Source organism: Paenibacillus sp. Soil750 (assembly GCF_001428045.1).
GTDB classification, from domain to species: domain Bacteria; phylum Bacillota; class Bacilli; order Paenibacillales; family NBRC-103111; genus Paenibacillus_E; species Paenibacillus_E allorhizoplanae.
Map to the genome: position 1 here is coordinate 99999 of NZ_LMSD01000001.1, position 22813 is coordinate 122811.

Here is a 22813-nt window from a genome sequence, read left to right on the forward strand (position 1 = left end):
TTTCCTACAGCTAATCCAAGCCAATTAGATGGAAATGAGGAAATCTGGCGAAATTAACTACATATTTTCCATTTAAATTCCAAATTAAGTGAGAAAGTACAAAATTAGCTGCGTAAAATCCACTTATTTTGTGCGTAGGGGAGTGTGATTGTTACGGAAGAGGAGGAAAGGAGTTTGATTTGTTTGAAACAAACAGGAGTCACTGAGGCGGATAATTGTACATGTTGCGAGCCAGTCTGACCCCAATTCCTCCCCCACCAACACCCCTCCCACCTTTCTTTCCAAAATGTGATAAAATAGAAAGAATGATTCATCAACCTCACGAGGAAAGAGATGTTATGACGATGAAAAAAGAAGCAAAGTATATAGCAACGGTTTCACTTGGTGTTATGGGCGCGGGCTTTCTGGCTACGCTGCCAACAGCCGTGTCCTCCACCGTATGGGGCACTTTCCTGCAAGGTGGGTTCGAGGCAGGGGTTGTCGGCGGCTTGGCTGACTGGTTCGCAGTTAGCGCCCTTTTCCGTCATCCGCTTGGCATTCCCATCCCGCACACGGCGCTGCTGCCGAACAATCGGGAGAAGATTACGAAGGCGCTCGTCTCCACCGTACAGAATGAGCTGCTCTCCAAAGAAACCATTCGCGCACGTTTGCAGCAAATCCGTTTCTTGGAGCGGGGCCTAGAACTGGCAGACAAGCAGCTGGATAATACGTCCTTGCACAAAGGGCTCACGGCGCTAGCGAAACAAGCGCTTCAAGCGATTGACCTAGAGAAATTAACACCTCTCCTAGCAGAGGAAATACATAAAGCGCTCCAAGACGTTGATACTAGCCGACTCGTACGCACCATTGTGGAAAGCATCGAAGATGGCGGCTATGACGGCAAAACGTTCGATTTTGTCCTAGACAAAGTAGCGGCCTGGGCAATTAAAGCAGACACACGTGATCAGCTGGGGGCTATGGCGATCAAAGCGTTTGAAGGCTTGCAGTCGAATGGCTTCATGGCTTTTGCCGTGAACGCGTTTATTGGTATGGTGAACGAGGAGAAAATTGGCGGAATTATTCAGAATTTTGTACTCAGCTACATCGAGCAAATGCGCACGAAAAACCACCCGCGCAGGGAATCTGTGCTCACGTTTATCCGGAGCGAACTGCACAAGTTAGAGCGTAATCCACAGCTGTTAGCAGAGCTAGAAAAACTGAAAACGAAGCTTCCTGAGCTGTTCGACCTCGATGAGAAGTTAGCGCATTTACTAACTAAACTAAAAGAAAAAGCGGAAGCCTTCATCGATGAGCCCGACTTTGTTCCTCAGCATGTGGTGCCCATTATACGCAAAATGCTTACATCCATTCGCGAAAACCCTGATATGCTGCACAAGGGTGAAGACTGGATTCAAGAGCAGATCGCGTCCTATGTGGAACAAAATCACAGTAAAATTGGCCAACTGGTGAAAGAGAACCTAGACAAACTCGACAACGAGAAGTTGACGGTGCTCATGGAAGAGAAGATCGGCAGCGATCTACAATGGATTCGGGTGAATGGTGCGATTTGTGGATTCATCATTGGGTTAGGCTTGGCAGGCTTGAAAATGTTATTCTAAGCGACAACGTGGGGGATGAGAGAGCTTGATCGAGATTAAGGGAGTCAGCAAGACGTTCGTTCAGCGCATCGGGGGCAGCTATAAGGCGTTGGATGACATCACATTGACGATAAATAAAGGGGAGTTCGTCTCGCTGCTGGGTCCTTCAGGCTGTGGGAAATCGACGGTTCTGAACCTAGTAGCGGGGTTTGATACGCAATCCGAAGGCATCATTCAGGTCAATGGGAAAAAGGTAACAGGCGCTGGAGCGGATCGCGTCGTTGTTTTTCAAGAGCATGGGTTGTTCCCATGGCTGACGGTTCTAGACAATGTCGCCTTCGGCCTCAAGCAGAAGGGAATTGCGAAGAAAGAGCGTCACGAGATGGCGATGGAGCAGATCAAATCTGTGCATCTAAGCCGGTTCGCGGATCGATATCCGCATGAGCTTTCAGGCGGGATGAAACAGCGGGCAGCGATTGCCAGAGCGCTCGCGATGGATCCGGAAATTTTGCTGATGGACGAGCCCTTCGCGGCATTAGACGAGCAAACACGCCTTATTTTGCATAAAGAATTGGAAGAAATATGGATGCGTACGCGCAAAACGATTCTCTTCATTACCCACAATATTCGCGAAGCGGTCATCCTGTCGGATCGGGTTCTGGTGATGTCCACACGTCCTGGCACGATCAAGAAGGAGTTCTCTGTCAAAGCAGCGAGACCTCGCGATAGCAGCGATTCCGTGCTCCACCATATGGAGGCGTTGATTATGGACGCACTCGCGGATGAGCTGGAGAAAGTTGTGAGAGAGGAGACTGGCGATGAGTACAGCATTAAGAAGAACGATTTTTCTGGTAATGCTTCTGATAGCTTGGGAGGCGGGATATAGGATCTTCGGCTGGGGATGGAAATTCCCTTCGGTTTCCCAGACACTGCAAGCTTTCTATGACGGCATCGTGCATGGGGAGCTGCTGCAGGCTGCTGGAGCGAGTATGCTGCGGCTGCTCATTTCCTTTGCTTTATCACTCGCGATAGGGACGACGTTAGGCTTTCTATTTGCTAGATATCGCTTGCTCGATGACACGCTAGGCTTCTTAGTCGTTTCCTTGCAGACAATTCCGAGTATTGCTTGGTTGCCTTTTGCTATTATTTGGTTCGGATTAAACGAAACCTCCGTTATTTTCATCACGACACTTGGAGCTACTTGGACGATGGCATTGGCAAGCCGTACAGGGATCAAGAATATCCCGCCGATTTATTTGCGCGCCGCTCAGACGATGGGGACGGGGAATGGCTTTAACCTGTTCCTTCAGGTCATGATTCCGGCTGCTTTCCCTCATTTGATTAACGGTGTACGTACAGCATGGGCATTTGCTTGGCGGGCTCTTGTAGCGGGTGAGTTGATTGCCAAAGGAGCGGGGTTAGGTCAGCTTTTACAGGATGGGCGTAATCTCGGTGACACCTCGCTGATGCTCTGTATCGTCATTATTATCGCTGTACTAGGCACGGTTTCAGACCATTTCTGTTTCAAAAAACTAGAAGATAAAGTGCTAGAGCGCTACGGCCTCGCTGGCTCCAAGTCGTAGGGGAGTGGGCGTGATGACAAGGCGCATTAAAGTACTTCTGCTGTTACTCTTCGCTATAACACTCCTGAGTGCCTGTGAGGAAAAGTTGACAGCTTCCGGTAAACCACAAGTCGTTAGAGTTGGTGTGTTCAAAAATGTGACCCATGCCGCCGCCTACATCGCGCTGGAAAAAGGTTACTTTGCCCGCGAATGGGGCGACGAAGTCAAGATTGAAGTGACACCTTTCGATAACGGTTCCGATCTGTCTATCGCGATGGCGACGGGTGATATCGACGTAGGATTCGTAGGTCCAGGACCTGCGACGACTTTTTTTCTGAAAAGCGGTAATTTCCGCGTGGTCTCCGGATCCAATAACGGCGGTGCCGTGTTGGTTGCGAGATCGGACGCAGGTATCCAGACGACCGCAGACTTGCGAGATAAAACCATCGCGATCCCAGCCAAAGGGAATACGAACGAAATTTCACTGCGTTTGCTGCTTCAGCAAGCAGGCATTTCGCTCGGAAGAGGCAAGGAGAACGCACATCTCATCGTCCGCTCACCAGCGGATACGCTGATCTCTTTCCGTCAGAAAGAAATCGATGCTGCCTTAGTCCCTGAACCATGGGGAACTCAGATTGAGAAGGCTGGGCTTGGTAAAGTCGTTGCCGATTGGCAGGCGATCCCGCCTAACAATGGCGACTATCCAACGGTTATTATGGTGGCCAGCGATACGTTTATCGCCAAGCATCGTGACATTGTGAAGGGCGCGATTAAGGCTAATCTGGACGGCATTACGTTCATTCAAAGCAGCCCTGAGCAAGCATACGATCTGATTAATAACCAGCTGAAGAAATACAGCGGCAAGGGCATGGACAAAAGCTTGATTAAAGCCTCGCTTAGCCGCCTCAAGCTGACTACTGACGTTAATGTCAAAGTGATGGAAGAGATGGCGAAGGTGTCTATCGGCGCTAGATATATCAAAGGTATTAAGCCAGAGGAGCTGGATCTTAGCCGGTTTGTGGATCTCTCCATGCTTTCCGAAGTTAAGGCTGGGAAATAAGATCAGGGAAATGAGAAAGAGCTCGTCACACCCGCACTTAGCGGATGAAGACGAGCTCTTTGTATATAATGCTGCTCTAATTCCCACCAGAAGCAGCTTGTTGCTCACTTTTTTGCTGCTTGTGCGCCTTGGCATCGATGACCTTGCCGCCTCCGCTTTTATCATTTTGCACCGCAGCTGCATTCATCGCACTACTTCCCTGGAAGATGCCACCCTCCTCGATAATGAAGGACCGCACATCAATATTTCCAATTAAGACCCCAGAGCTTGTCACGATCAATTTGCCTTTGGTATAAATGTTGCCTTTCACTTTGCCGGCTACGATCACATCGCGTGCGTGGATATTCGATTGGACGACAGCGTTTTCACCAATGGTGATGTCACCGGCACATTCAATGTCACCGTTCATTTGACCCTCAATGCGAAGGCTGGCTTCGGACATTATTTTGCCTTCACAGATCGTACTGGCGCCAATCAGCGTGTCTGTACTTTTCGTATCAATTCGTTTTAATTTCGAGCTTCCAATCATTTACGTTCATCCTTTCGATCTGAAATGAGATAAGGTTTAGGGTCAATCTGGATACCGTTTTTATGAACTTCATAATGAAGATGGGAGCCCGTGCTGCGTCCAGTAGAACCAACGAGACCGATATGCTGACCTTTTGTTACAGATTCTCCTCGTTTTACCAATATTTTATTCAAATGCATATACTCCGTTTCAATACCTCTGCCGTGATCAACGATGATATAGTTGCCGTGTTCGCCATCAAAGCCCACTGCAATGACTTTTCCTGCGGCAGTTACATAGACTGGATCATTGTATTCACCATCGATATCATAGCCTGTATGCATGGAGGGCCTGAATGTAAAAGGATCTATACGGATGCCGAAGCCGGAAGTAATGCTGTGCGAAGCGATGGGCCATAGTGTAGGCGTAATACTGCGTAAGTGTTCAGCCTCTTTAATTTTGGCTTCGGATTCATTTAGATTGACGAGGAGTTCATTAATATCGCCAACTAAAGAAAAAAGCCCTTGCTTCGTGTTGCTAACGAGGGTAGATACTTCATCCGTAGTGATAGGTACATCGCTACCACCAATATCAACATTCGTTCCATTCACGGGCTTAGAGCTCGGGGTGCTTGCTACTTTTTTGCTTGTCCCGTTTACGGTTTCTGGTTGACTCATGAGTTCTATCACATGATCTATTTTCTTAATTTCCTCTAGCTTTACCTTAAATTCATCGGCCTGCTGAGCGAGATCAATCAAATCAATTTGCAACTGCTCAATTTCACTTGTTTTATGTGTAATTTGATCAACCAACTGACGTTCTTGTCCATCGAAAGCTTGCTGCATGCTGTTTTGAGTTTGATGAGATTGGGTATTCATGATATAAATCGTCAGGAAAAACCCGATCAGCACAAGTAGGATCACACTAGGTACAATATACAAACTGCTGTGTGGAAGCTTGAACCTCACCGTACGGCGGTTGGCACCCGGAATGATCATGAAGGTGAGTTCTTTTTTACCCCAAATGAATTTCAACAGATCCTCCTCCCTTTCCGTAACCTAACAATGTCCCCCTTCTTGTTTACGATTGTATTCCTCAGTTGGGTGAGTCATGCCTAATTTCTCTGAAATGGGGGATGATGGTAAGGAAGTGAGTTCAACTTTTCCCTCCTTAGTAACGTCTATGAAATATCAACTACACATGAAAGTGAAGGGAGTACGGATGATGCTAAAAAGAACGCTGCTACTGTTAGCCATATCAAGTCTTGCCTTAACTGGGTGTAAATCTTCCGGACAGACGAGTGGTCATGTGACTGTTTCAGAATCACCGATATCGAGTGCAGTGGCGGGGGCGGAGCCAACAACGACACCCGCGACACCTAGCGCAGAGCCGACAACCCTACCGACCAAAGGCAGTGAGGGAACAACGGCTCTTATGAAAGGGGTAACTGCGCTGAGACTAGCGGACGCTCAAAAGGGCTGGATTGGCGGCAAAGGGTGGATCGCTCATACCGATGACGGTGGTGGGAAGTGGAAGGTGCAATACACGGGTATTGGAGAAGTTGGGCAACTATTTGCCTTGAATGATCAGGATGCTTGGGCAACGGAGGAAGGTACAGGGAAGCTGTTCAATACGCAGGATGGCGGGGCTCATTGGTCGACAGTCGGTACCGTTCCCAATCAAGCGTTCCTTCACTTCGTGTCGAAGCAGGAAGCCTTTAGCGGCAATGCGCAGACCTTGGATGGTGGTGTCAAATGGGTGAAGCTGCCAGTTCCAACAGGTATGCAAGGGGATGCTTATTTTCATGATAACAAGAACGGTTGGGCCGTTAGACAAGTAGAAGACATGATCGAGGTCTTGAGGACGCAGGATGGCGGGCAAAATTGGAAACCCGTCATGTCACGCAATACCGTGGCGACATTGACAGGCAACGTTATTCGCTCCGTTGGCGTGGATGACGCGTGGATAGAGCTGATTGGGGAATCGGGGATGACACAAACCTCCTATTCGCTGTTTCACACGAAAGACGGCGGGAAGACCTGGCAAACTGTGCTTGTGAACAGCACAGCTGGTGGAGGACCTGCCCCTGGATTCCCTATGGGGGATACGACGGGGCCGAAGAACACGGGCTCGAAGCCCGGCCCTCTCTACGTCGTGAACACCGACGTAGCGTTCATGGGCGGCACTTGCCCGGCATGCGACAAGCCGAACTCCGTCGGTTGGACGAAGGACGGCGGCAAGACCTGGGTGAACGGTACGGAGTCGTTCACGGGGTACGGCGAGCTGCTGCTTGGCATGGCAGATGCGAATAGCGGCTGGCTCATCACGAATGATAATGAGCAGCCGAGTGTGATGTACACCACCCGCAGCGGTGGTGTGAACTGGAATAAGGTGCATAGCTTCGATGCACCTTGATAGAAAGCCACCGCGGTTGTCTTTGCGCGGTGGCTTTTTTATATGCAGCTAGCTACTCCTCACACCCATCGCACTCCGCACCAATTGCCATAACACGCTCCACCTTCACCGTCAGCAAACGCCAACCCAAATTCACCGCCGCAGCAGATTAAATGGATTTCCTCCATCTATTTCAGTCTAATTTGCGTGTTTTCAGCGATTAGATGGATTTCCTACAGTTAAATGAGCTGAACGTAGTGGGAATGCTCGAATTCGATGAAATTAGCTGTAGCTTATACATCTAAATCCAATTTCGAATGGATTTCGAAGGAAATAGCTGGAGGTTTTCCAGTTGTTTGCGCCACTCCCCCCACACAAACCTACTCACTTCGTAGGCGTATCACTCCCGTTTCCATTCCCATTCCCATTCGTTCCATTCGTATTCTTCCCATTGAAGAACGTCGATGTTAGATCACGCAGCTTCTCCATGAACTTTCCGTAGCCGTAACCTGTCAGAAAGGCTATGCTGATACGCGCTGACATCGAATCGCCAACTTCTAGCAGCATAATGCCGCTCGCGAATAGGATAATTGTGATAATCGCAGAACCGAAGCATAGGATTGGCCGCATGAGGTACCAGTAGATCCATTGTGTGGTGAGCTCTTGATAATGCTCATGAAACATGCGCAAACCATATAGCGCACCACCAAGCGCTCCTGCAAAGCCGAAGCATGCATACTCATGATAGAGGACGAAATCAATGCCCAGTATTTTGCGCTCAAAAGAACTGCTGCCAAGCACGGCCATCATCCATAGGCTGCCAACAAACCAGATCATTAAATAAGCAAAAATAGCTTGCTTGCCGAATCGGTTAATGGGATTCATAACAAAACACCGCCCTCACAATGGTTACTACCATTGTATGAGCGGTGTTTTTGATGATGCCTGAATATAGGAACGCTTATCCGATTGCTCTAGGTACGCAATGATCGCTGTTGCACAGCTTTGATCTTCCTCATTTTGCTCTTCACGGATGTCCGTTCTCCGCTTTGCAAGCTCAGGATATTGCTCGAGCAGTAGTTTAAACCAGTGGTCAATCATCGCGACGGATGTGATGCGCTGTCCGTAGCCATTTTCCTGGAAATAGGTGCAATTTTTCTCTTCTTGCCCGGGAATCGGGCTATAGAACAGCATGGGGATACCTTTGGCCATTGCCTCTGTACAGGTCATCCCGCCTGGCTTCGTAATCAGCAAATCGGAGATATCCATCAGCTTGCTAATCTCGGTGGTATAGCCAATCAGATGGACATTTGGCTGACGGAAAGCTTCTTCATCTAGGAGTTGAAGACGTGCTTTTTCATTCGTGCCGAGACAGATAAGCAGTTGAATATCTTGGCTCCAACTTGCCAGATAGGTCAGCAGCTCTTCCTTTTCTTCCTTTTTAAAAACACCCCAACCGCCACCCATAACCATGACCGTAGGCATGGCTTTGAGTCCGAATTCCTGCCGAATCTGCTCCTTGCTATGAGCTTTGCGGAAATTAGGATGAACCGGAATACCGGTAACCTCAATACGCTTGTCCAGAACACCACAGTTCATGAGACGCTCTTTAACAAGGGGCGTGGATACCAAATATTTGTCTACCGCTGCGTCTATCCACGTCCCATGAACATCATAATCGGTGATCACGGTAAAGAGAGGTACATTCAGCCCTGCGCGTTTCAATCTAGAGACAATAATACTTGGAAAGGGGTGCGTACAGACGATCAAATCCGGTTTCAACTGCTTAATAACGGCTTTCGTTCGTGAATAGAAGATACGATGCAGCACGAGACTGGCTACACGACTCGGCCTTTTATCATAATGATTTCGATAGAGCATACCGTACAGTCTGGGTTGTGATGTTACCGTGCGGCGGTATGCCGAGAAGACCCAAGGTGCTAAGGTAGGATGTAAAAAAGCGCCAAGCTCAATCACGCGGGTAATCATGTCTGACGAGGATTGCCGAAGCTCGCCAGACAGCGCATGAGCAGCTTGTGTATGTCCTTTCCCGAAGCCCTCAGATAATAGCAAAATCCGTTTTTTACGCAAGGAACTCACCTTTCTTTGTAAATCATATCTATCCTAGGTGTGATCTGTTTTTTTCTTAGATGCATAGCATTTGCGACACACAGGAACGTAGCTTTCATTCCCGCCGATCTGGATCTGCTCACCATGGAAGATAGGAACGCCGTCTTTGCAACGCATGTTCATGATTGCCTTTTTATCACAATACCAACAAACGGTTTTAATTTCTTCGATCGTATCCGCCACAGCCAAAAGTGCATTGCTGCCTTCAAATAATTGTCCCATGAAATCAGCACGAAGCCCGTAAGCGATAACGGGAATATCCAGTTCATCGACGACTTCAATCAATTGAGAGACCTGAGCTTTGTTCAAGAACTGAGCCTCGTCGACCAAAATGCAATTTGGACGTTCGGTCTGCGCCAAAGCGACCATATCCAAATGTTCGTCTACGACGATGGCTCCTTTTTGCATACCGATGCGGGAAGCGACTTTACCAACACCGAAACGATCATCCATAACGGAAGTGAGGAGAAGTACTTTTTTGCCCTGTTCCTCATAATTATGAGCTACGCGTAAGACTTCAATCGATTTACCGCTATTCATCGTGCCATAACGAAAGTACAATTTTGCCAAGCTGGGACAGTCCCTTCTGCGGATGTTTATATGGTGAAAAAATAAGTTGCGGCCATGCTATCCAGTTCAGCCAGCTTCACAGCAGCTTGAAAGCTGACTTCAGAGGCGAGTTTTTCGCCAATTAGCGGTTGTTTTTTGTAAATCTTCCCGATCTTGACTTCAATGCTGCCTGGTACGGGTTCTTGGGCAATTTGAATACGATGGGGCTCATACATGAGCACATGAATTGTTTCGCGAGCCGTCTCATTATTGCTCTGCAGCAGCTCCTGAATCAACTCATGATCCATGAGTGCGGGGATTCGATCCTTCATGCCTGGATTTGCCTCGCAATGATGTGCCGTTGCTTTGGCCAGCAGTGCATCCATTGCTAGAAATTGCGGGTGCAGGATGAGTCGATGTTCTTCAACAATCGCATCAATAAGTGCTGTGGCTGAAGCCTCATTCGCTTCTATGTAGGGTCCGCGTAAGCGAAGTCCTTTCACTACTTCCGAAGGCGGCAGCGTCTGACGTCCAGCATAGTAAGTATCGCGCAGGAAGCTATCCAAGTGATCGAGTCCAAGAACCGTTGATTTGTTGGTTAGCGGTGTTTCTTGTTTCAAAAGATCAATAATTGCCCGCGGCGAAATGCCGTGCTTGACTAGAATATCCGCGATGATGCCTTGCCCGATTAATTGTTCGGTTTGACGGTGATGATTATACCCAAGGGTCCGCTCAACCGCATGGGAGAAAGGCAGGTGCCCGATATCATGGAGCAGTGCCGCAATGCGCAGATGAGATTCTTCTGGGCAAAAGTGAGCCATGAGTGACCAAACGCCAACCGTATGTTCGAAGCGTGAATGTGTAAGTGGTGAAAATAGAGCCGATGCTCCGAAATGATGTAAAAACTTCAGGCGGCGTACCGGCTTTGAGCGGAAAAGCTCAATTTCAACCGGATGAGCTTCTAGCTGCCATTGATAAAGAGGCTCCCTAATCATGCCGTCCCCAAAAGTATGCTGTATACTCAAACAGAGCTCCTCCTAAGATGTGGAATCTGGATGTATGTTCTAGCGGTATTAGCTATCATAGCATGAAACATAGAAAGTTTGCTATCACATGCACAGCCAGTTGTATTTATATAGGAAATGAGAACATTTATCGTGCCTATACAATATGTTTCAACTGGCGATTCTATTAAAATGAAAACCTTTTCAATTTAAATATTTTTAAATTGAACTATAGGAAACCAAGTGTTAATATAATAGAAAAAATATTGAGAATATTTCCTCTACTTATTGCGGATGTAGTCGAAATATGAAGCATTGAATTCTTACTTTTTAGCACTTTAAAGCATGCGTTTAACAAAGTCCAGCGAAAAACGAGGGAAGAAAGGTTGCACAACATGACTATTAATGGATTACCGCCCAAACAGGGACTGTACGATCCGAGGAATGAGCATGATGCTTGCGGTATAGGCTTTGTTGCCAATATCAAGGGTGTCAAATCTCATGCCATCGTCAAGCAAGCGCTTCGCGTACTTTGCAATTTGGATCATCGAGGCGGGCAAGGCAGTGACCCGAATACGGGGGATGGCGCAGGCATTTTGATGCAAATTCCAGACACGTATTTTCAATCCGCCTGTGAACAAGAGAACATTAAACTTCCAACTGCTGGCAGCTATGGCGTAGGTATGGTCTATTTGCCTCAAGAATTAGAGGCACGTCAAGCTTGTGAAAGTACCATTGAGCGAATAGTCAAACAAGAAGGGCAACAATTTCTTGGATGGAGAACCGTTCCAACAAATAACAGTTCGTTGGGGGATTCTGCAGTATCCGCTGAACCATATATTCGTCAGGTGTTTATCGGCCAAAGCGCAGATACTGCGACGAATCTTGATTTTGAGCGCAAGTTATACATTATTCGTAAATTATCTGAAAACGCTATCAAACTATCCCTTCCGGGATCGCAATTTTACTATTCTAGCTTGTCTAGCAGAACGATTGTATATAAAGGGATGCTAACACCTGAGCAAGTGGACGCGTATTACGTGGAATTGCAAGATGAGAAGGTAGAATCTGCCTTAGCGCTCGTTCACTCCCGTTTTAGTACCAATACGTTCCCGAGCTGGGAACGTGCGCATCCGTACCGTTATTTGATTCATAATGGTGAGATCAATACACTTCGTGGTAATGTCAACTGGATGCACGCGCGTCAAGCGATGTGTGACTCTGATTTATTTGGTGAAGATTTCAAACGTATTCTACCAGTTATTGATACGGATGGTTCCGATTCCCAAATGTTTGATAATACACTAGAGTTCCTTATGCTTTCAGGCCGTTCATTGCCGCATGCCGCCATGATGATGGTACCTGAGCCTTGGTCTAAGCATGAAGGTATGGATGATGATAAAAAGGCGTTCTACGAATATCACAGCACCTTGATGGAGCCGTGGGATGGTCCAGCAGCTATTGCTTTCACAGATGGCAGTCAGATCGGAGCGATTCTCGATCGTAATGGCTTACGTCCTTCTCGTTACTATGTGACAACGGATGATTTAATTGTACTTGCTTCTGAAGTAGGCGTGCTGGATATCGAGCCTGAGCGCATTTTGTACAAAGACCGTCTAAGACCGGGGCGCATGCTGCTTGTGGATACGGTAGAAGGCCGCATCGTGACCGACGAAGAAATCAAGAGCGGCATCGCTAGCGAGCAGCCGTATCGGGATTGGTTGAATGAGCATCTCGTTTCCCTAGAGGATCTGGAAGATGCGCCAATTGTACTTGGCTCTGACCAGGACACGATTCTTCAGCGTCAGCAAGCGTTTGGCTATACCTTCGAACAACTGCGTAAGACGCTTGAGCCTATGGGCAAAACGGGTGTGGATCCGATCGGTTCCATGGGTACGGATGCGCCGCTTGCGGTGCTTTCAGACCGTCCGCAGCTGCTTTATAACTATTTTAAACAATTATTCGCACAAGTAACGAACCCGCCAATTGATGCGAACTTTGAAGAAATTATTACGGCGCAGGGCACCACGATTGGGCCAGAGCGCAACCTGATTAAGCCCGAGCCAGAGAGCTGCCGTCAAATTCGTTTGAAGTCGCCGTTCCTCTCCAATGAAGAACTGGCGAAGCTGCGTCATATTCAGCGTGATGGTTTCAAAACGGTCACGTTGTCGACGCTTTTCGAAGCATCGGCAGGTACTGCTGGGCTTGAGAGTGCGATGCAAGATTTGTACGTGGCTGCCGATCAAGCAATTATCGACGGCGCTACGCTGATTATTCTCTCAGACCGTGGTGTAGATAGTGCGAACGCGCCGATTCCGGCACTTCTCGCAACATCAGGCTTACATCACCACTTGATTCGTCAAGGCACGCGGACGAAAGTCAGCTTGCTTGTCGAGTCTGGTGAGCCGCGTGAAGTGCACCATTTTGCCCTATTGCTCGGCTATGGCGCAGGTGCAATCAATCCATATCTGGCGTTAGAAACGCTTGATGACATGATTCAGCGTAAGCAGCTAGTTGGCGTTGATCACGAGAAGGCGATCTATAACTACATCAAAGCTGTCACGAAGGGTGTAGTTAAAGTGCTAGCGAAAATGGGGATTTCCACCATTCAGAGCTATCGCGGGGCGCAAATCTTTGAAGCGATCGGCTTGAGCCAAGAGCTGGTAGATAGCTACTTCACTTGGACGTATACCCCAGTTGGGGGTATCGGTATCGAAATGGTGGCGAAGGAAGCCCTAATGCGTCACAGCCGTGCGTTCTCTGAACAAGAGGGACGCGATCGTGTGCTGGATACAGGCGGCGACTTGCAATGGCGCAGAGACGGGGAAGATCACATCTACACCCCAGAAACTGTGCATGCTCTGCAATCAGCTGTTCGTACGAACAATTACGGCATGTATAAAAACTTTAGTAAGCTCGTCAAACGTGAAGACGAGAAATATATGGCTTTGCGCGGACTGCTGAGCTTCAAAGCAGGACGCACACCGATTCCGATCGAAGAGGTGGAGCCGATCGAATCGATCTTCAAGCGCTTCAAGACCGGAGCCATGTCCTACGGCTCCATCTCCAAAGAAGCGCACGAAACGATCGCGATTGCGATGAACCGCATCGGCGGCAAGAGCAATACCGGCGAAGGCGGCGAGCATCCGGAGCGTTTCACGCCAGATGCGAACGGCGATCTTCGCCGCAGTGCCATCAAGCAGGTGGCATCCGGCCGCTTCGGCGTCACGAGCCACTATCTCGTCAATGCTGACGAGATTCAGATCAAGATGGCGCAAGGCGCGAAGCCCGGCGAAGGCGGTCAGCTTCCGGGAACCAAGGTGTACCCTTGGGTTGCCGAGGTTCGCGGTGTTACACCAGGCGTAGGCTTGATTTCGCCGCCGCCGCATCATGATATTTATTCGATCGAGGATCTCGCAGAGCTGATCCACGATCTCAAGAATGCCAACCCACGGGCACGAATCAGCGTTAAGCTGGTATCCGAGGTCGGTGTTGGCACGATTGCTGCCGGTGTAGCCAAAGGGAAAGCGGACGTTGTCCTCATCTCCGGCTACGACGGAGGCACAGGGGCGTCACCGCAGACGAGTATTCGTCACGCGGGACTGCCGTGGGAGCTTGGTCTGGCGGAGACGCATCAGACACTCGTGCTGAACAACCTGCGCAGCCGTATCGTCGTCGAGACGGATGGCAAGCTGATGACTGGGCGCGACGTTGTCGTAGCTGCCCTGCTCGGTGCCGAGGAGTTCGGCTTCGCAACAACACCATTGATTACCATCGGCTGCGTGATGATGCGCGTCTGCCATTTGGATACTTGTCCGGTTGGGGTCGCTACGCAAAATCCGGAGCTTCGTAAGAAATTTGCTGGAGATCCGCAGCATGTTGTGAACTTCATGACCTTTATCGCCAACGATGTACGTGAGATGATGGCAGAGCTTGGCTTCCGCACGATCGAAGAGATGGTTGGACGTACCGATATCTTGGAGTCCAAGCCAGCGGTCGAGCATTGGAAAGCCAAAGGCGTGGATCTTACGCCACTGCTGCACCAACCGGACATGGGCGAAGAAGTCGGCCGCTTCTGCCAAATGGAGCAGGATCATGGCTTAGATCGCTCCTTGGATATGACGAAGCTGCTTGCTATTTGTGAGCCAGCAATTGAGCGCAAAGAGCATGTACACGCGATTCTGCCAATTACGAACGTGAACCGTGTTGTCGGAACGATCGTGGGTAGCGAAGTCACACGCCGTCACGGCGTTGATGGCTTGCCGCACGATACGATTCGTCTACATTTTGAAGGATCAGCAGGTCAAAGCTTTGGTGCTTTTGTACCGAAAGGGATCACACTCTCCCTCGAAGGAGATGCCAATGACTACGTAGGGAAAGGATTGTCTGGCGGTAAGCTGGCGATTTTCCCATCCAGTAAGTCGACTTTTGTACCTGAAGATAACGTGATTATCGGCAATACTGCCTTATATGGTGCTACAGATGGAGATGTTTACATCCGTGGTATCGCTGGCGAACGCTTCTGCGTAAGAAATAGTGGTGTGCGTGCCGTCGTTGAGGGTGTCGGCGATCATGGCTGTGAGTATATGACGGGTGGTCGAGTCGTTGTCCTTGGTCCAACAGGGCGTAACTTCGCAGCGGGTATGTCAGGCGGTATTGCCTACGTACTGGATGTGAATGGTGACTTCCAAAGCAAAGTGAATAAAGAGATGGTTTACCTCGAGCAGTTGGAAGAAACGTATGAGATGAATGAATTGAAAACGATGATCCAACATCATGCCACATTTACGGATAGCAGCGTTGCCCACCAGGTTATTCAGCACTGGGATGAGTACGTTTGGAAGTTCGTGAAGGTTATACCGAAGGACTACAAACGGATGTTTGATGCTATCGAGAAAGTGAAACGCTCCGGTCTAAGCCAACAAGAAGCGGTCATGGTTGCTTTCGAGGCGAATATGAGAGATGTTTCCCGTGTCGGTGGAAATTAACGAAACTCAGGAGGGATTAAACGTAAATGGGTAAACCAACCGGTTTTATAGAACATGCTCGTGAAGTGGCATCCGAAGCTTCTCCGTTGGTCCGAATCGGCCATTGGAAAGAGTTTGCGACACCACTTACGCAAGATAAATTGCAGATACAAGGTTCTCGTTGTATGGATTGCGGGATTCCTTTCTGCCACACAGGGGCATTAATCAGCGGCATGGCCGCTGGTTGCCCGGTGAACAATCTCATTCCAGAATGGAATGATCTCGTGTATCGCGGTCAATGGCGTGAAGCTTTGGATCGTCTGCACAAGACGAATAATTTCCCGGAGTTTACAGGCCGTGTATGTCCGGCGCCTTGTGAAGGCTCTTGTACAGTAGGCTTGAAGGACACACCGGTTACGATCAAAAGCATTGAGAAAGCGATCATCGACAAAGGCTTCGATGAAGGCTGGATCAAGCCTGAACCGCCGGAAACGCGTACAGGGAAGAAGGTTGCGGTTGTGGGTTCAGGTCCATCCGGACTTGCGGCAGCAGCGCAGCTGAACAAAGCAGGGCATTGGGTTACCGTATTTGAACGGGCAGACCGCGTTGGCGGCTTGCTGATGTACGGTATCCCGAACATGAAGCTGGACAAAAAGTATGTCCAGCGTCGTGTAGATCTGCTTGAAGCCGAAGGTATTGCCTTCGTAACGGGCGCTCACGTCGGGGTGAACTACCCGATTGAGAAGCTGCAAGAGGAATTCGATGCGATCGTTCTGTGCGGCGGAGCAACGAAGGGCCGTGATCTACCGATCGAGGGTCGTGAGCTCGGTGGTGTGCATCTGGCGATGGAATTCCTGAGCAAGAACACGAAGAGCTTGCTTGATTCCGAGCATGCGGATCGTGAATTCATTTCCGCTGAGGGCAAAGACGTAATCGTTATCGGTGGTGGTGATACGGGAACCGACTGTGTAGGAACTTCCATTCGTCATAAATGTAAGAGCGTGACGCAGTTTGAGATCATGCCGAAGTCACCAGAGACACGTCCAGCGAACAACCCTTGGCCAGAGTGGCCGAAGGTGTTGAAAGTGGACTACGGTCAGCAAGAGGCGGCTGCGCTTCAAGGTGAAGACCCGCGGACATACTTAATCAACACGAAGAAATTCGTGGGGGATGAGAACGGAAACTTGAAGGAGCTGCATACGGTTCTGATCGAGTGGCAGAAGAACGAGAAAGGCGCGTTCGTGCCTGTTGAAGTGCCTGGCAGCGAGAAGGTATACCCAGCGCAGCTGGTGTTGATTGCGATGGGCTTCACGGGACCAGAAAGCACCGTTTTAGATCAGCTCGGCGTAGCCAAAGACGAGCGCTCCAACGCGAAAGCGGATTACGGGAAGTTCGCTACGAACGTAGATGGCGTTTTCGCCGCTGGCGACATGCGTCGCGGACAAAGTCTCGTGGTATGGGCGATCAACGAAGGTCGTGCTGTAGCACGCGAAGTGGATCGCTTCTTGATGGGATCGTCGAATTTGCCATAAGCTTTGTTAGACTGCTTGCGGGTAGAGAGTTACCTGTGAGCAGTTTTTTCTTGTCTAGTGGATAAAGCGAGATTGTGCCCATCAGTTGGTTCGCCTCATTAGACTAATAAACGTGAACATTTCTGTAAACTCATGTACAATAGAAGAAAGAGCAGTCCAAGCATAGACTGCAAGTTGTACGGAATGGAGGGAAGCGCATGAGGAAAGAAGATCTTCTTACAGCTGAGGAGTTACAAGCATTAATGGTCGGGAATGAGGAATATTCTGATGAGGTTGGCAGCGATGAGCCAGTCAGGGCGCAGGATCTGCATTCTTTGCAAAAGACCGTCATGCTACTTTCCAAGCAGGTAGAAGAGCTCCAAGCGCAACTTCATGAGCAGTTTGAACTCCAGAATAGACAGCAAGAGCAATTTCTGCGATTATGCAGGCACCAGCTTGAGAACAAACTGCATGAGCAGCTGGTTAACACCATTGTTGTCCATCAGCATGCGGCGAATCAAGAAGATAAGATGGAGCTTCAACATACGCCAGTGGTATCGGAAGAAGTCAGCCTTAGCGCTGGGCCAATCCATAATTCGTCAACGGAAGATACGCCCCTACCCTTTTCAAGAGTAAAGAGCTATAGTAAGATTCGGAAAAGAAAAAAGGGTTTTCTCGAGAAGCTCTTTGAATAGTCGTGTAACAGCAAAGACCGCTTCTTCTTAGATGAAGAGCGGTCTTTATTTATGAAATTCCTCTCGATTACAGAATCCCCTCATCATGTGCTTTTTTCGAAGCTTGAACACGGTCTCGGACGTCCATTTTCGAGTAGATGTTGGAGATATAGTTTTTCACTGTACCCTCAGACAAGAATAGCTTCTCTGCGATCTCACGATTATTGAGGCCGTCGGCGATGCTGTGAAGTACCTGTAACTCACGTTCGCTGAGGCCGTAAGTCTCTGTTCGAACGTTGCTCTCTTCCTTATCTTCTGTGGAAGCCCCGCTTCCGCCGTCACGAGCTTGCTGGACAAGCATTTTGGCAATATCATGCGGAATTAAGGTGCCGCCATGATGAACCCATTTAATCCCTGTAGCAAGATCTTTGGGATGAATGGCTTTGAGCAAGTAGCCTTCAGCTCCAGCACTAAGTGCATCTACGACGTAACCAATTTCTTGGAAGGTAGTCAAAATGATGACACGAATATGCGGCCAGGTATCTTTAATCTGACGTGTAGCCTCAACGCCATCCATAATCGGCATATGAATATCCATTAGAACGACATCGGGTTGCACTTCTTCACTCAGTTTTACAGCGACATGCCCGTTTTCAGCTAAGCCGACAACCTCAATATCGGGGTCCATGCCCAGTACAATGTGTAAGCTTTCACGAATCAAATCCTGATCATCGACCAGGAGAAGTTTGAGCGGAGCTTGGGTTACAGTCATAGCAAATCCTCCTCACAGCTATTAAAAGGGTTTATAGGTTTAAAAGGTTGGAAAACGTTTGACAGGAATAAAACAATGGACAACGGTCCCTTCTTCAGGCAAAGAACGTACTTGTAAAGTGCCTTGCAGCGCCGTTATCCGTTCTTGCATCGCGGCAATCCCGAAGCCCATTTTCAATTGATCGGTGCCTATACCATCATCTTCAATGCGTAGGGAGATTTGGTCATCGGCATAGGTTAGTACAATTTCGATAGAAGCTGCTTTACCATGGCGCTTGGCATTCGTCAGTGATTCCTGTAGACAACGAATTAATGAAAGCTTGGTTTGTTTGGGAATTTCGAACTCGTCACTAACCGTCGTGAAGTGAATCTGTGTTCCTGTGTGCAAAGCAAATTCATTGGCAAGTCGTGACAGTTGCTGAGATAGCATCAGATCGCCCTCTTGGGGGACCATCTGATGAATGCTGCGGCGCACTTCTTCTAGACCACCTCTAGTCACATTGCGCAGGACGTCGAGCTTCTCCTTGGCTTTCTCGGGCGAAACTTCGATCAAATACGAGACGGCGTCCATTCCCATGATGACGGATGTGAATGTATGTCCTACCGTATCGTGAAGCTCACGGGCCATCCGATTGCGCTCTTCAACTAAAGTAAGCTGCTCAATTTGATTCGCGTACTGCTCAAGAACATTATTTTGCTCATGGATCAAATGGTATTGACGTTGGTTCTCGCCTAGAAGCTTCTCGGTCTTCTCGTTAGAAGTGACGGCGCGTTGTAAGCTTAATCCGATTGCGAAGAAGAGAACAGCATTTAGGATAAAACTAAATAGTTGTCCGACTCCCATGCCGCTATGGAGAAGGAAAAAGTAAGTCATCGGCATGCCTAACATGAAAATAGGGGCGGTCCACCACGCATTTTTTCGATCGGTGAGGAATCCAATAACCATAATTGGGCAATTAATGGTAAGTAAGGCGTCTTGCTCCATCCAAGCCAAGTAAATTTGTAGGGGGATTCCAGTTAGTAGAACAGCAATTGGATAGCATGTCGGATTAATGTAGTGGGGTCGCCAGAATATAAAAGGAACCCCATAAGAGAGCAAAATGGCCAATATGGTTAACAGGATGTGGGAGAATGGTTGTTCATAGATGTGAAGGCAGCTATACAGTAAACCAAGTAGTGCAGCGCCGGTCAAGACGATAAACAGTGACCACTCTACACCGTGCCACGGTCTTCTTTGGATCATAGATGAGCTCCTTTTACTAACAGTTCGTATCTTACTATTGTACATAAAATTAGTAAAAAGCCATAGTGAGCGCAGTCATATGACTGAAATATCACTAGGCATGACAGCCGAAGTAAGCTAGGATTGGATTATATTGGTTAAAAAAGAGAGGAGATGTCGAATGTCAGCATCACAAGAGGTTGGTACGCCCATCGTACATGTGGATAATATTTCTAAACGTATTGGTTCTAAGACCATTATTGATAAGCTAAGTTTCGATGTGCCGCGTGGCGAGGTGTTCGGATTTCTCGGGCCCAATGGTGCGGGAAAAACGACTACCATCCGTATGATGGTAGGATTGATGTCGATTTCGGAGGGGGATATCCGTGTTGGCGGGTATTCGATTCGCACGCATTTTGAACAAGCGATTCGTCATATTGGCGCGATTGTAGAAAATCCGGAAATGTATAAATTTTTAAGCGGTTATAAGAATTTGGTTCATTATGCCAGGATGATTCCAGGTATTGGCGAGGAGCGAATTGGAGAGGTGATCGATCTTGTTGGGATGACGAATCGTATCCATGACAAGGTGAAAACCTACTCGCTGGGCATGCGGCAACGGCTAGGCATTGCGCAAGCGCTTCTACATAAGCCGTCAGTTCTTATTTTGGACGAGCCGACTAATGGGTTGGACCCAGCTGGCATACGAGAGCTTCGAGATCATTTGCGTAAGCTTACCCGTGATGAAGGGATTTCCGTTATTGTTTCTTCGCATCTGTTAGCGGAAATGGAACTGATGTGTGACCGTGTAGCCATTATTCAAAATGGGAAATTAGTTGATGTTAGACTTATCAAGGAATATGCTCAGGAGGACGGCAAACAGCGGGTCGTCTATGAGGTGGACGCGATAGAACAAGCCGTGAAGTTAGCTTCTGCTCAAGGGTATCCAGTGGAAGTTATCGATGCCGAACTTGTGATGGATCTCGACAAACAAGCGATAGCTTTGTTGAATAAGCGGTTCGTAGAGGCGGGGATTTCTGTTTATGGCATCCGCAAAACAATGAAGTCGCTGGAAGATCAATTTTTAGAAATGACGGGAAGTGATCCTATTGCTTAATCTCATCAAGAATGAGCATATGAAGATTTATAGTCGACTTCGAACATGGATTCTAGTGATCCTGTTAATTGTCATTGTCGTGCTCACTGGTGTGTTATCGCATTCCGATACGAACAACAATGATGATAGCTGGAAAATAAGGGCTTCAGAAACGATTGAACACAATAAGACAGAGCTTGCAAATGCGGATATTCCAGAGAATTTTAAGAAGCAGATGCGGGAACAAAGTGCGCTTCAGCAATACATGCTGGATCACAATTACCCACCGATTGATAACACATTATGGGAAGGTATGCTCACTGCTTCTGGGTTAATTATTGTGGTTACGCTCTTCACAGTCATTATTGCTGGAGATATGGTAGCAGGGGAGTTTACTTGGGGAACCATCAAGCTGCTGCTCATTCGTCCTGCTAGCCGGTCGAAGATCTTATTGTCGAAGTATCTGACAACACTTATTTTTGCAGCTACGTTAATGGTCATTTTGTTCATTACTGCCCTGATTGTGAACGGCTTCTCCTATGGCTTTGAGCGACTGAGTCTCCCTCATTTAATTGTGAACGCCGCAGGGCAGGTGCAGGAGAAAAACATGCTGCTCTATGTGTTGGCGACCTATGGACTTAAATTAATTGAGCTCGTGATGATCGTTACGTTGGCCTTTATGATTTCCACCGTGTTTCGCAGCGCTTCTCTTGCGATCGGCCTTAGTATCTTCATCATGTTCGCTGGCCAAGTGATTACCTTATTGTTCCTGCGGTATACGTGGGGCAAATACTTCCTATTCGCGAATACGGATCTCACTCAGTATCTAGAGGGACAGCCGCTAGCGGAGGGAATGACGTTGGGATTCTCCATCACAATGCTTGTGTGCTACTTCTTGTTATTTAATGTTCTTTCCTGGGAAATATTTCGCAGACGTGACGTCGCGGCTTAATGAAAAAGAACGATCCTTCCGGTTTAGTTTAAACCGGGGGATCGTTCTTTTTTTTATTTCTTAATATACGATTGGATGGCCTCTGGTACTTCCAACAAGGAAGGCAGTTGGTAAAACGCGCCCTTTGGCGTGACGTCAATCGTCCCATTGTTAAATACCCAATCATCTGCAACGGGGATATGAATCGCATGGATACCTGCATGGAGCGCTGGTAGCACGTCTGTTGTGATCGAGTTGCCGATCATCCACGTGTGCTGTCGATCAAATTGCTTTTCCTGCATCAATGTATTCATAAACTCACGTGTCTTATGGACGGTTACGAAGATACGATCCTGAAAAAATTGATCTAGACCGACATCCTTGATTTTCTTCATTTGAATAGAAACATCTCCACCTGTATACAGAAACAAGTTGTGACCAGCTTGTTGAAGGTTGTGAAGGGTTTCATTCATCAGTGGGTATGGCTCGACGGTGTAACTGTAAACCGTGTGACCGAGCTGCATGAGCCAGTCAACCTCTTTGCTACTTACTGGACGGTTGTAGTGCTGCGCAAACCACTGGTACGTCTCAACGAACGATTGCGGAAACCGCTCTGGCATAAAGCCGTGAATTTGAATACCAGCAAGGTCGATTTGCAACTGTTTTTGCCTGATATCCTGCTTAGTTAGACCATGGCCTGAATACCAAGTAAGCATCAAATCTACGAACTGGTCAATGACGAAGTCAAAATATTTATTGCAATGCACCAACGTGTCATCAAGGTCAAATAGGATGGCTTGTTCTCTCATAGTTCCGTGTCTCCTACATCAGTTAGAAATGAATTTCCAACTAGTATA

The 22813-nt window shown here is 48.1% G+C and carries 19 protein-coding genes; 10 read left to right on the top strand and 9 right to left on the bottom strand.

Annotation, left to right across the window (positions count from 1 at the left end; all coding sequences use genetic code 11):
* Window positions 1–338: 338 nt before the first annotated feature.
* Genes ASL11_RS00485 through ASL11_RS00500 form a run of 4 tightly spaced genes read left to right on the top strand, consistent with a single transcriptional unit; the run spans window position 339 to window position 4199 of the window.
* Window positions 339–1598, top strand: coding sequence for a DUF445 domain-containing protein (locus tag ASL11_RS00485; protein ID WP_056608408.1), 1260 nt, complete (start codon window positions 339–341; stop codon window positions 1596–1598).
* A 25-nt stretch (window positions 1599–1623) separates the two neighbouring features.
* On the top strand, window positions 1624–2463 hold the full coding sequence (locus ASL11_RS00490; RefSeq protein ID WP_056608410.1) for an ABC transporter ATP-binding protein: 840 nt from the start codon (window positions 1624–1626) through the stop codon (window positions 2461–2463).
* Window positions 2396–3160 (top strand): ABC transporter permease, encoded by a 765-nt coding sequence (locus ASL11_RS00495; protein WP_056608413.1) that lies wholly within the window; start codon window positions 2396–2398, stop codon window positions 3158–3160. The genes ASL11_RS00490 and ASL11_RS00495 overlap by 68 nt, the downstream gene beginning before the upstream one ends.
* A gap of 13 nt (window positions 3161–3173) precedes the next feature.
* The gene (locus ASL11_RS00500; protein WP_056608416.1) at window positions 3174–4199 is read left to right on the top strand and encodes an ABC transporter substrate-binding protein; all 1026 of its coding nucleotides are present in this window, start codon (window positions 3174–3176) and stop codon (window positions 4197–4199) included.
* Between the two features lie 76 nt (window positions 4200–4275).
* Here ASL11_RS00500 and ASL11_RS00505 read toward each other — a convergent pair whose 3' ends face one another.
* Window positions 4276–4728, bottom strand: coding sequence for a bactofilin family protein (locus ASL11_RS00505; protein ID WP_056608419.1), 453 nt, complete (start codon window positions 4726–4728; stop codon window positions 4276–4278).
* Window positions 4725–5741, bottom strand: coding sequence for a M23 family metallopeptidase (locus tag ASL11_RS00510; RefSeq protein WP_235550330.1), 1017 nt, complete (start codon window positions 5739–5741; stop codon window positions 4725–4727). The genes ASL11_RS00505 and ASL11_RS00510 overlap by 4 nt, the downstream gene beginning before the upstream one ends.
* Before the next feature lie 187 nt (window positions 5742–5928).
* On the opposite strand from ASL11_RS00510, the gene ASL11_RS00515 reads away from it, so the two are divergent.
* The gene (locus ASL11_RS00515; protein WP_235550331.1) at window positions 5929–7122 is read left to right on the top strand and encodes a WD40/YVTN/BNR-like repeat-containing protein; all 1194 of its coding nucleotides are present in this window, start codon (window positions 5929–5931) and stop codon (window positions 7120–7122) included.
* Between the two features lie 363 nt (window positions 7123–7485).
* Here the strand turns inward: ASL11_RS00515 and ASL11_RS00520 are convergent, their stop codons facing one another.
* The 4 genes from ASL11_RS00520 to ASL11_RS00535 are packed head-to-tail and all read right to left on the bottom strand — an operon-like array spanning window position 7486 to window position 10805.
* The gene (locus ASL11_RS00520; RefSeq protein ID WP_056608425.1) at window positions 7486–7986 is read right to left on the bottom strand and encodes a hypothetical protein; all 501 of its coding nucleotides are present in this window, start codon (window positions 7984–7986) and stop codon (window positions 7486–7488) included.
* Between the two features lie 27 nt (window positions 7987–8013).
* Window positions 8014–9192: an MGDG synthase family glycosyltransferase gene (locus tag ASL11_RS00525; RefSeq protein ID WP_056608431.1), complete on the bottom strand. Its 1179-nt coding sequence runs from the start codon at window positions 9190–9192 to the stop codon at window positions 8014–8016.
* Between the two features lie 33 nt (window positions 9193–9225).
* Entirely contained in the window at window positions 9226–9801 is a 576-nt protein-coding gene (locus ASL11_RS00530; RefSeq protein WP_056608434.1) for a thymidine kinase, read from the bottom strand.
* Between the two features lie 26 nt (window positions 9802–9827).
* On the bottom strand, window positions 9828–10805 hold the full coding sequence (locus tag ASL11_RS00535; RefSeq protein ID WP_056608437.1) for an HD domain-containing protein: 978 nt from the start codon (window positions 10803–10805) through the stop codon (window positions 9828–9830).
* 374 nt (window positions 10806–11179) lie between these two features.
* Between ASL11_RS00535 and gltB the strand changes: the two genes are divergently transcribed.
* The 3 genes from gltB (at window position 11180) to ASL11_RS00550 (ending at window position 17957) form a co-directional block, all read left to right on the top strand.
* On the top strand, window positions 11180–15772 hold the full coding sequence (gene gltB, locus ASL11_RS00540; RefSeq protein ID WP_056608440.1) for a glutamate synthase large subunit: 4593 nt from the start codon (window positions 11180–11182) through the stop codon (window positions 15770–15772).
* 26 nt (window positions 15773–15798) lie between these two features.
* Complete coding sequence (locus ASL11_RS00545) at window positions 15799–17283, top strand: glutamate synthase subunit beta (protein WP_056608443.1); 1485 nt, start codon at window positions 15799–15801, stop codon at window positions 17281–17283.
* A gap of 197 nt (window positions 17284–17480) precedes the next feature.
* On the top strand, window positions 17481–17957 hold the full coding sequence (locus ASL11_RS00550) for a hypothetical protein (protein WP_056608446.1): 477 nt from the start codon (window positions 17481–17483) through the stop codon (window positions 17955–17957).
* A gap of 67 nt (window positions 17958–18024) precedes the next feature.
* On the opposite strand, the gene ASL11_RS00555 is transcribed toward ASL11_RS00550, so the two are convergent.
* Window positions 18025–18708 (bottom strand): response regulator, encoded by a 684-nt coding sequence (locus tag ASL11_RS00555; RefSeq protein WP_056608449.1) that lies wholly within the window; start codon window positions 18706–18708, stop codon window positions 18025–18027.
* A gap of 39 nt (window positions 18709–18747) precedes the next feature.
* On the bottom strand, window positions 18748–19950 hold the full coding sequence (locus ASL11_RS00560; protein WP_056608452.1) for a sensor histidine kinase: 1203 nt from the start codon (window positions 19948–19950) through the stop codon (window positions 18748–18750).
* Window positions 19951–20110: 160 nt separating this feature from the next.
* On the opposite strand from ASL11_RS00560, the gene ASL11_RS00565 reads away from it, so the two are divergent.
* Window positions 20111–21046, top strand: coding sequence for an ABC transporter ATP-binding protein (locus tag ASL11_RS00565; RefSeq protein WP_056608454.1), 936 nt, complete (start codon window positions 20111–20113; stop codon window positions 21044–21046).
* On the top strand, window positions 21039–21977 hold the full coding sequence (locus ASL11_RS00570; protein WP_056608457.1) for an ABC transporter permease: 939 nt from the start codon (window positions 21039–21041) through the stop codon (window positions 21975–21977). The genes ASL11_RS00565 and ASL11_RS00570 overlap by 8 nt, the downstream gene beginning before the upstream one ends.
* 53 nt (window positions 21978–22030) lie before the next feature.
* Here the strand turns inward: ASL11_RS00570 and ASL11_RS00575 are convergent, their stop codons facing one another.
* Window positions 22031–22765: an HAD family hydrolase gene (locus ASL11_RS00575; RefSeq protein ID WP_056608461.1), complete on the bottom strand. Its 735-nt coding sequence runs from the start codon at window positions 22763–22765 to the stop codon at window positions 22031–22033.
* Window positions 22766–22813: the final 48 nt, after the last annotated feature.

What these genes read in the sequence shown, in the direction of transcription:
- ASL11_RS00555 (WP_056608449.1), bottom strand. Translation starts at nt 18,708, where the DNA reads ATGACTGTAACCCAAGCTCCGCTCAAACTTCTCCTGGTCGATGATCAG.
- ASL11_RS00495 (WP_056608413.1), top strand. Translation starts at nt 2,396, where the DNA reads ATGAGTACAGCATTAAGAAGAACGATTTTTCTGGTAATGCTTCTGATA.
- ASL11_RS00575 (WP_056608461.1), bottom strand. Translation starts at nt 22,765, where the DNA reads ATGAGAGAACAAGCCATCCTATTTGACCTTGATGACACGTTGGTGCAT.
- ASL11_RS00505 (WP_056608419.1), bottom strand. Translation starts at nt 4,728, where the DNA reads ATGATTGGAAGCTCGAAATTAAAACGAATTGATACGAAAAGTACAGAC.
- ASL11_RS00500 (WP_056608416.1), top strand. Translation starts at nt 3,174, where the DNA reads ATGACAAGGCGCATTAAAGTACTTCTGCTGTTACTCTTCGCTATAACA.
- gltB (WP_056608440.1), top strand. Translation starts at nt 11,180, where the DNA reads ATGACTATTAATGGATTACCGCCCAAACAGGGACTGTACGATCCGAGG.
- ASL11_RS00520 (WP_056608425.1), bottom strand. Translation starts at nt 7,986, where the DNA reads ATGAATCCCATTAACCGATTCGGCAAGCAAGCTATTTTTGCTTATTTA.
- ASL11_RS00545 (WP_056608443.1), top strand. Translation starts at nt 15,799, where the DNA reads ATGGGTAAACCAACCGGTTTTATAGAACATGCTCGTGAAGTGGCATCC.
- ASL11_RS00515 (WP_235550331.1), top strand. Translation starts at nt 5,929, where the DNA reads ATGATGCTAAAAAGAACGCTGCTACTGTTAGCCATATCAAGTCTTGCC.
- ASL11_RS00565 (WP_056608454.1), top strand. Translation starts at nt 20,111, where the DNA reads ATGTCAGCATCACAAGAGGTTGGTACGCCCATCGTACATGTGGATAAT.
- ASL11_RS00550 (WP_056608446.1), top strand. Translation starts at nt 17,481, where the DNA reads ATGAGGAAAGAAGATCTTCTTACAGCTGAGGAGTTACAAGCATTAATG.
- ASL11_RS00560 (WP_056608452.1), bottom strand. Translation starts at nt 19,950, where the DNA reads ATGATCCAAAGAAGACCGTGGCACGGTGTAGAGTGGTCACTGTTTATC.
- ASL11_RS00485 (WP_056608408.1), top strand. Translation starts at nt 339, where the DNA reads ATGACGATGAAAAAAGAAGCAAAGTATATAGCAACGGTTTCACTTGGT.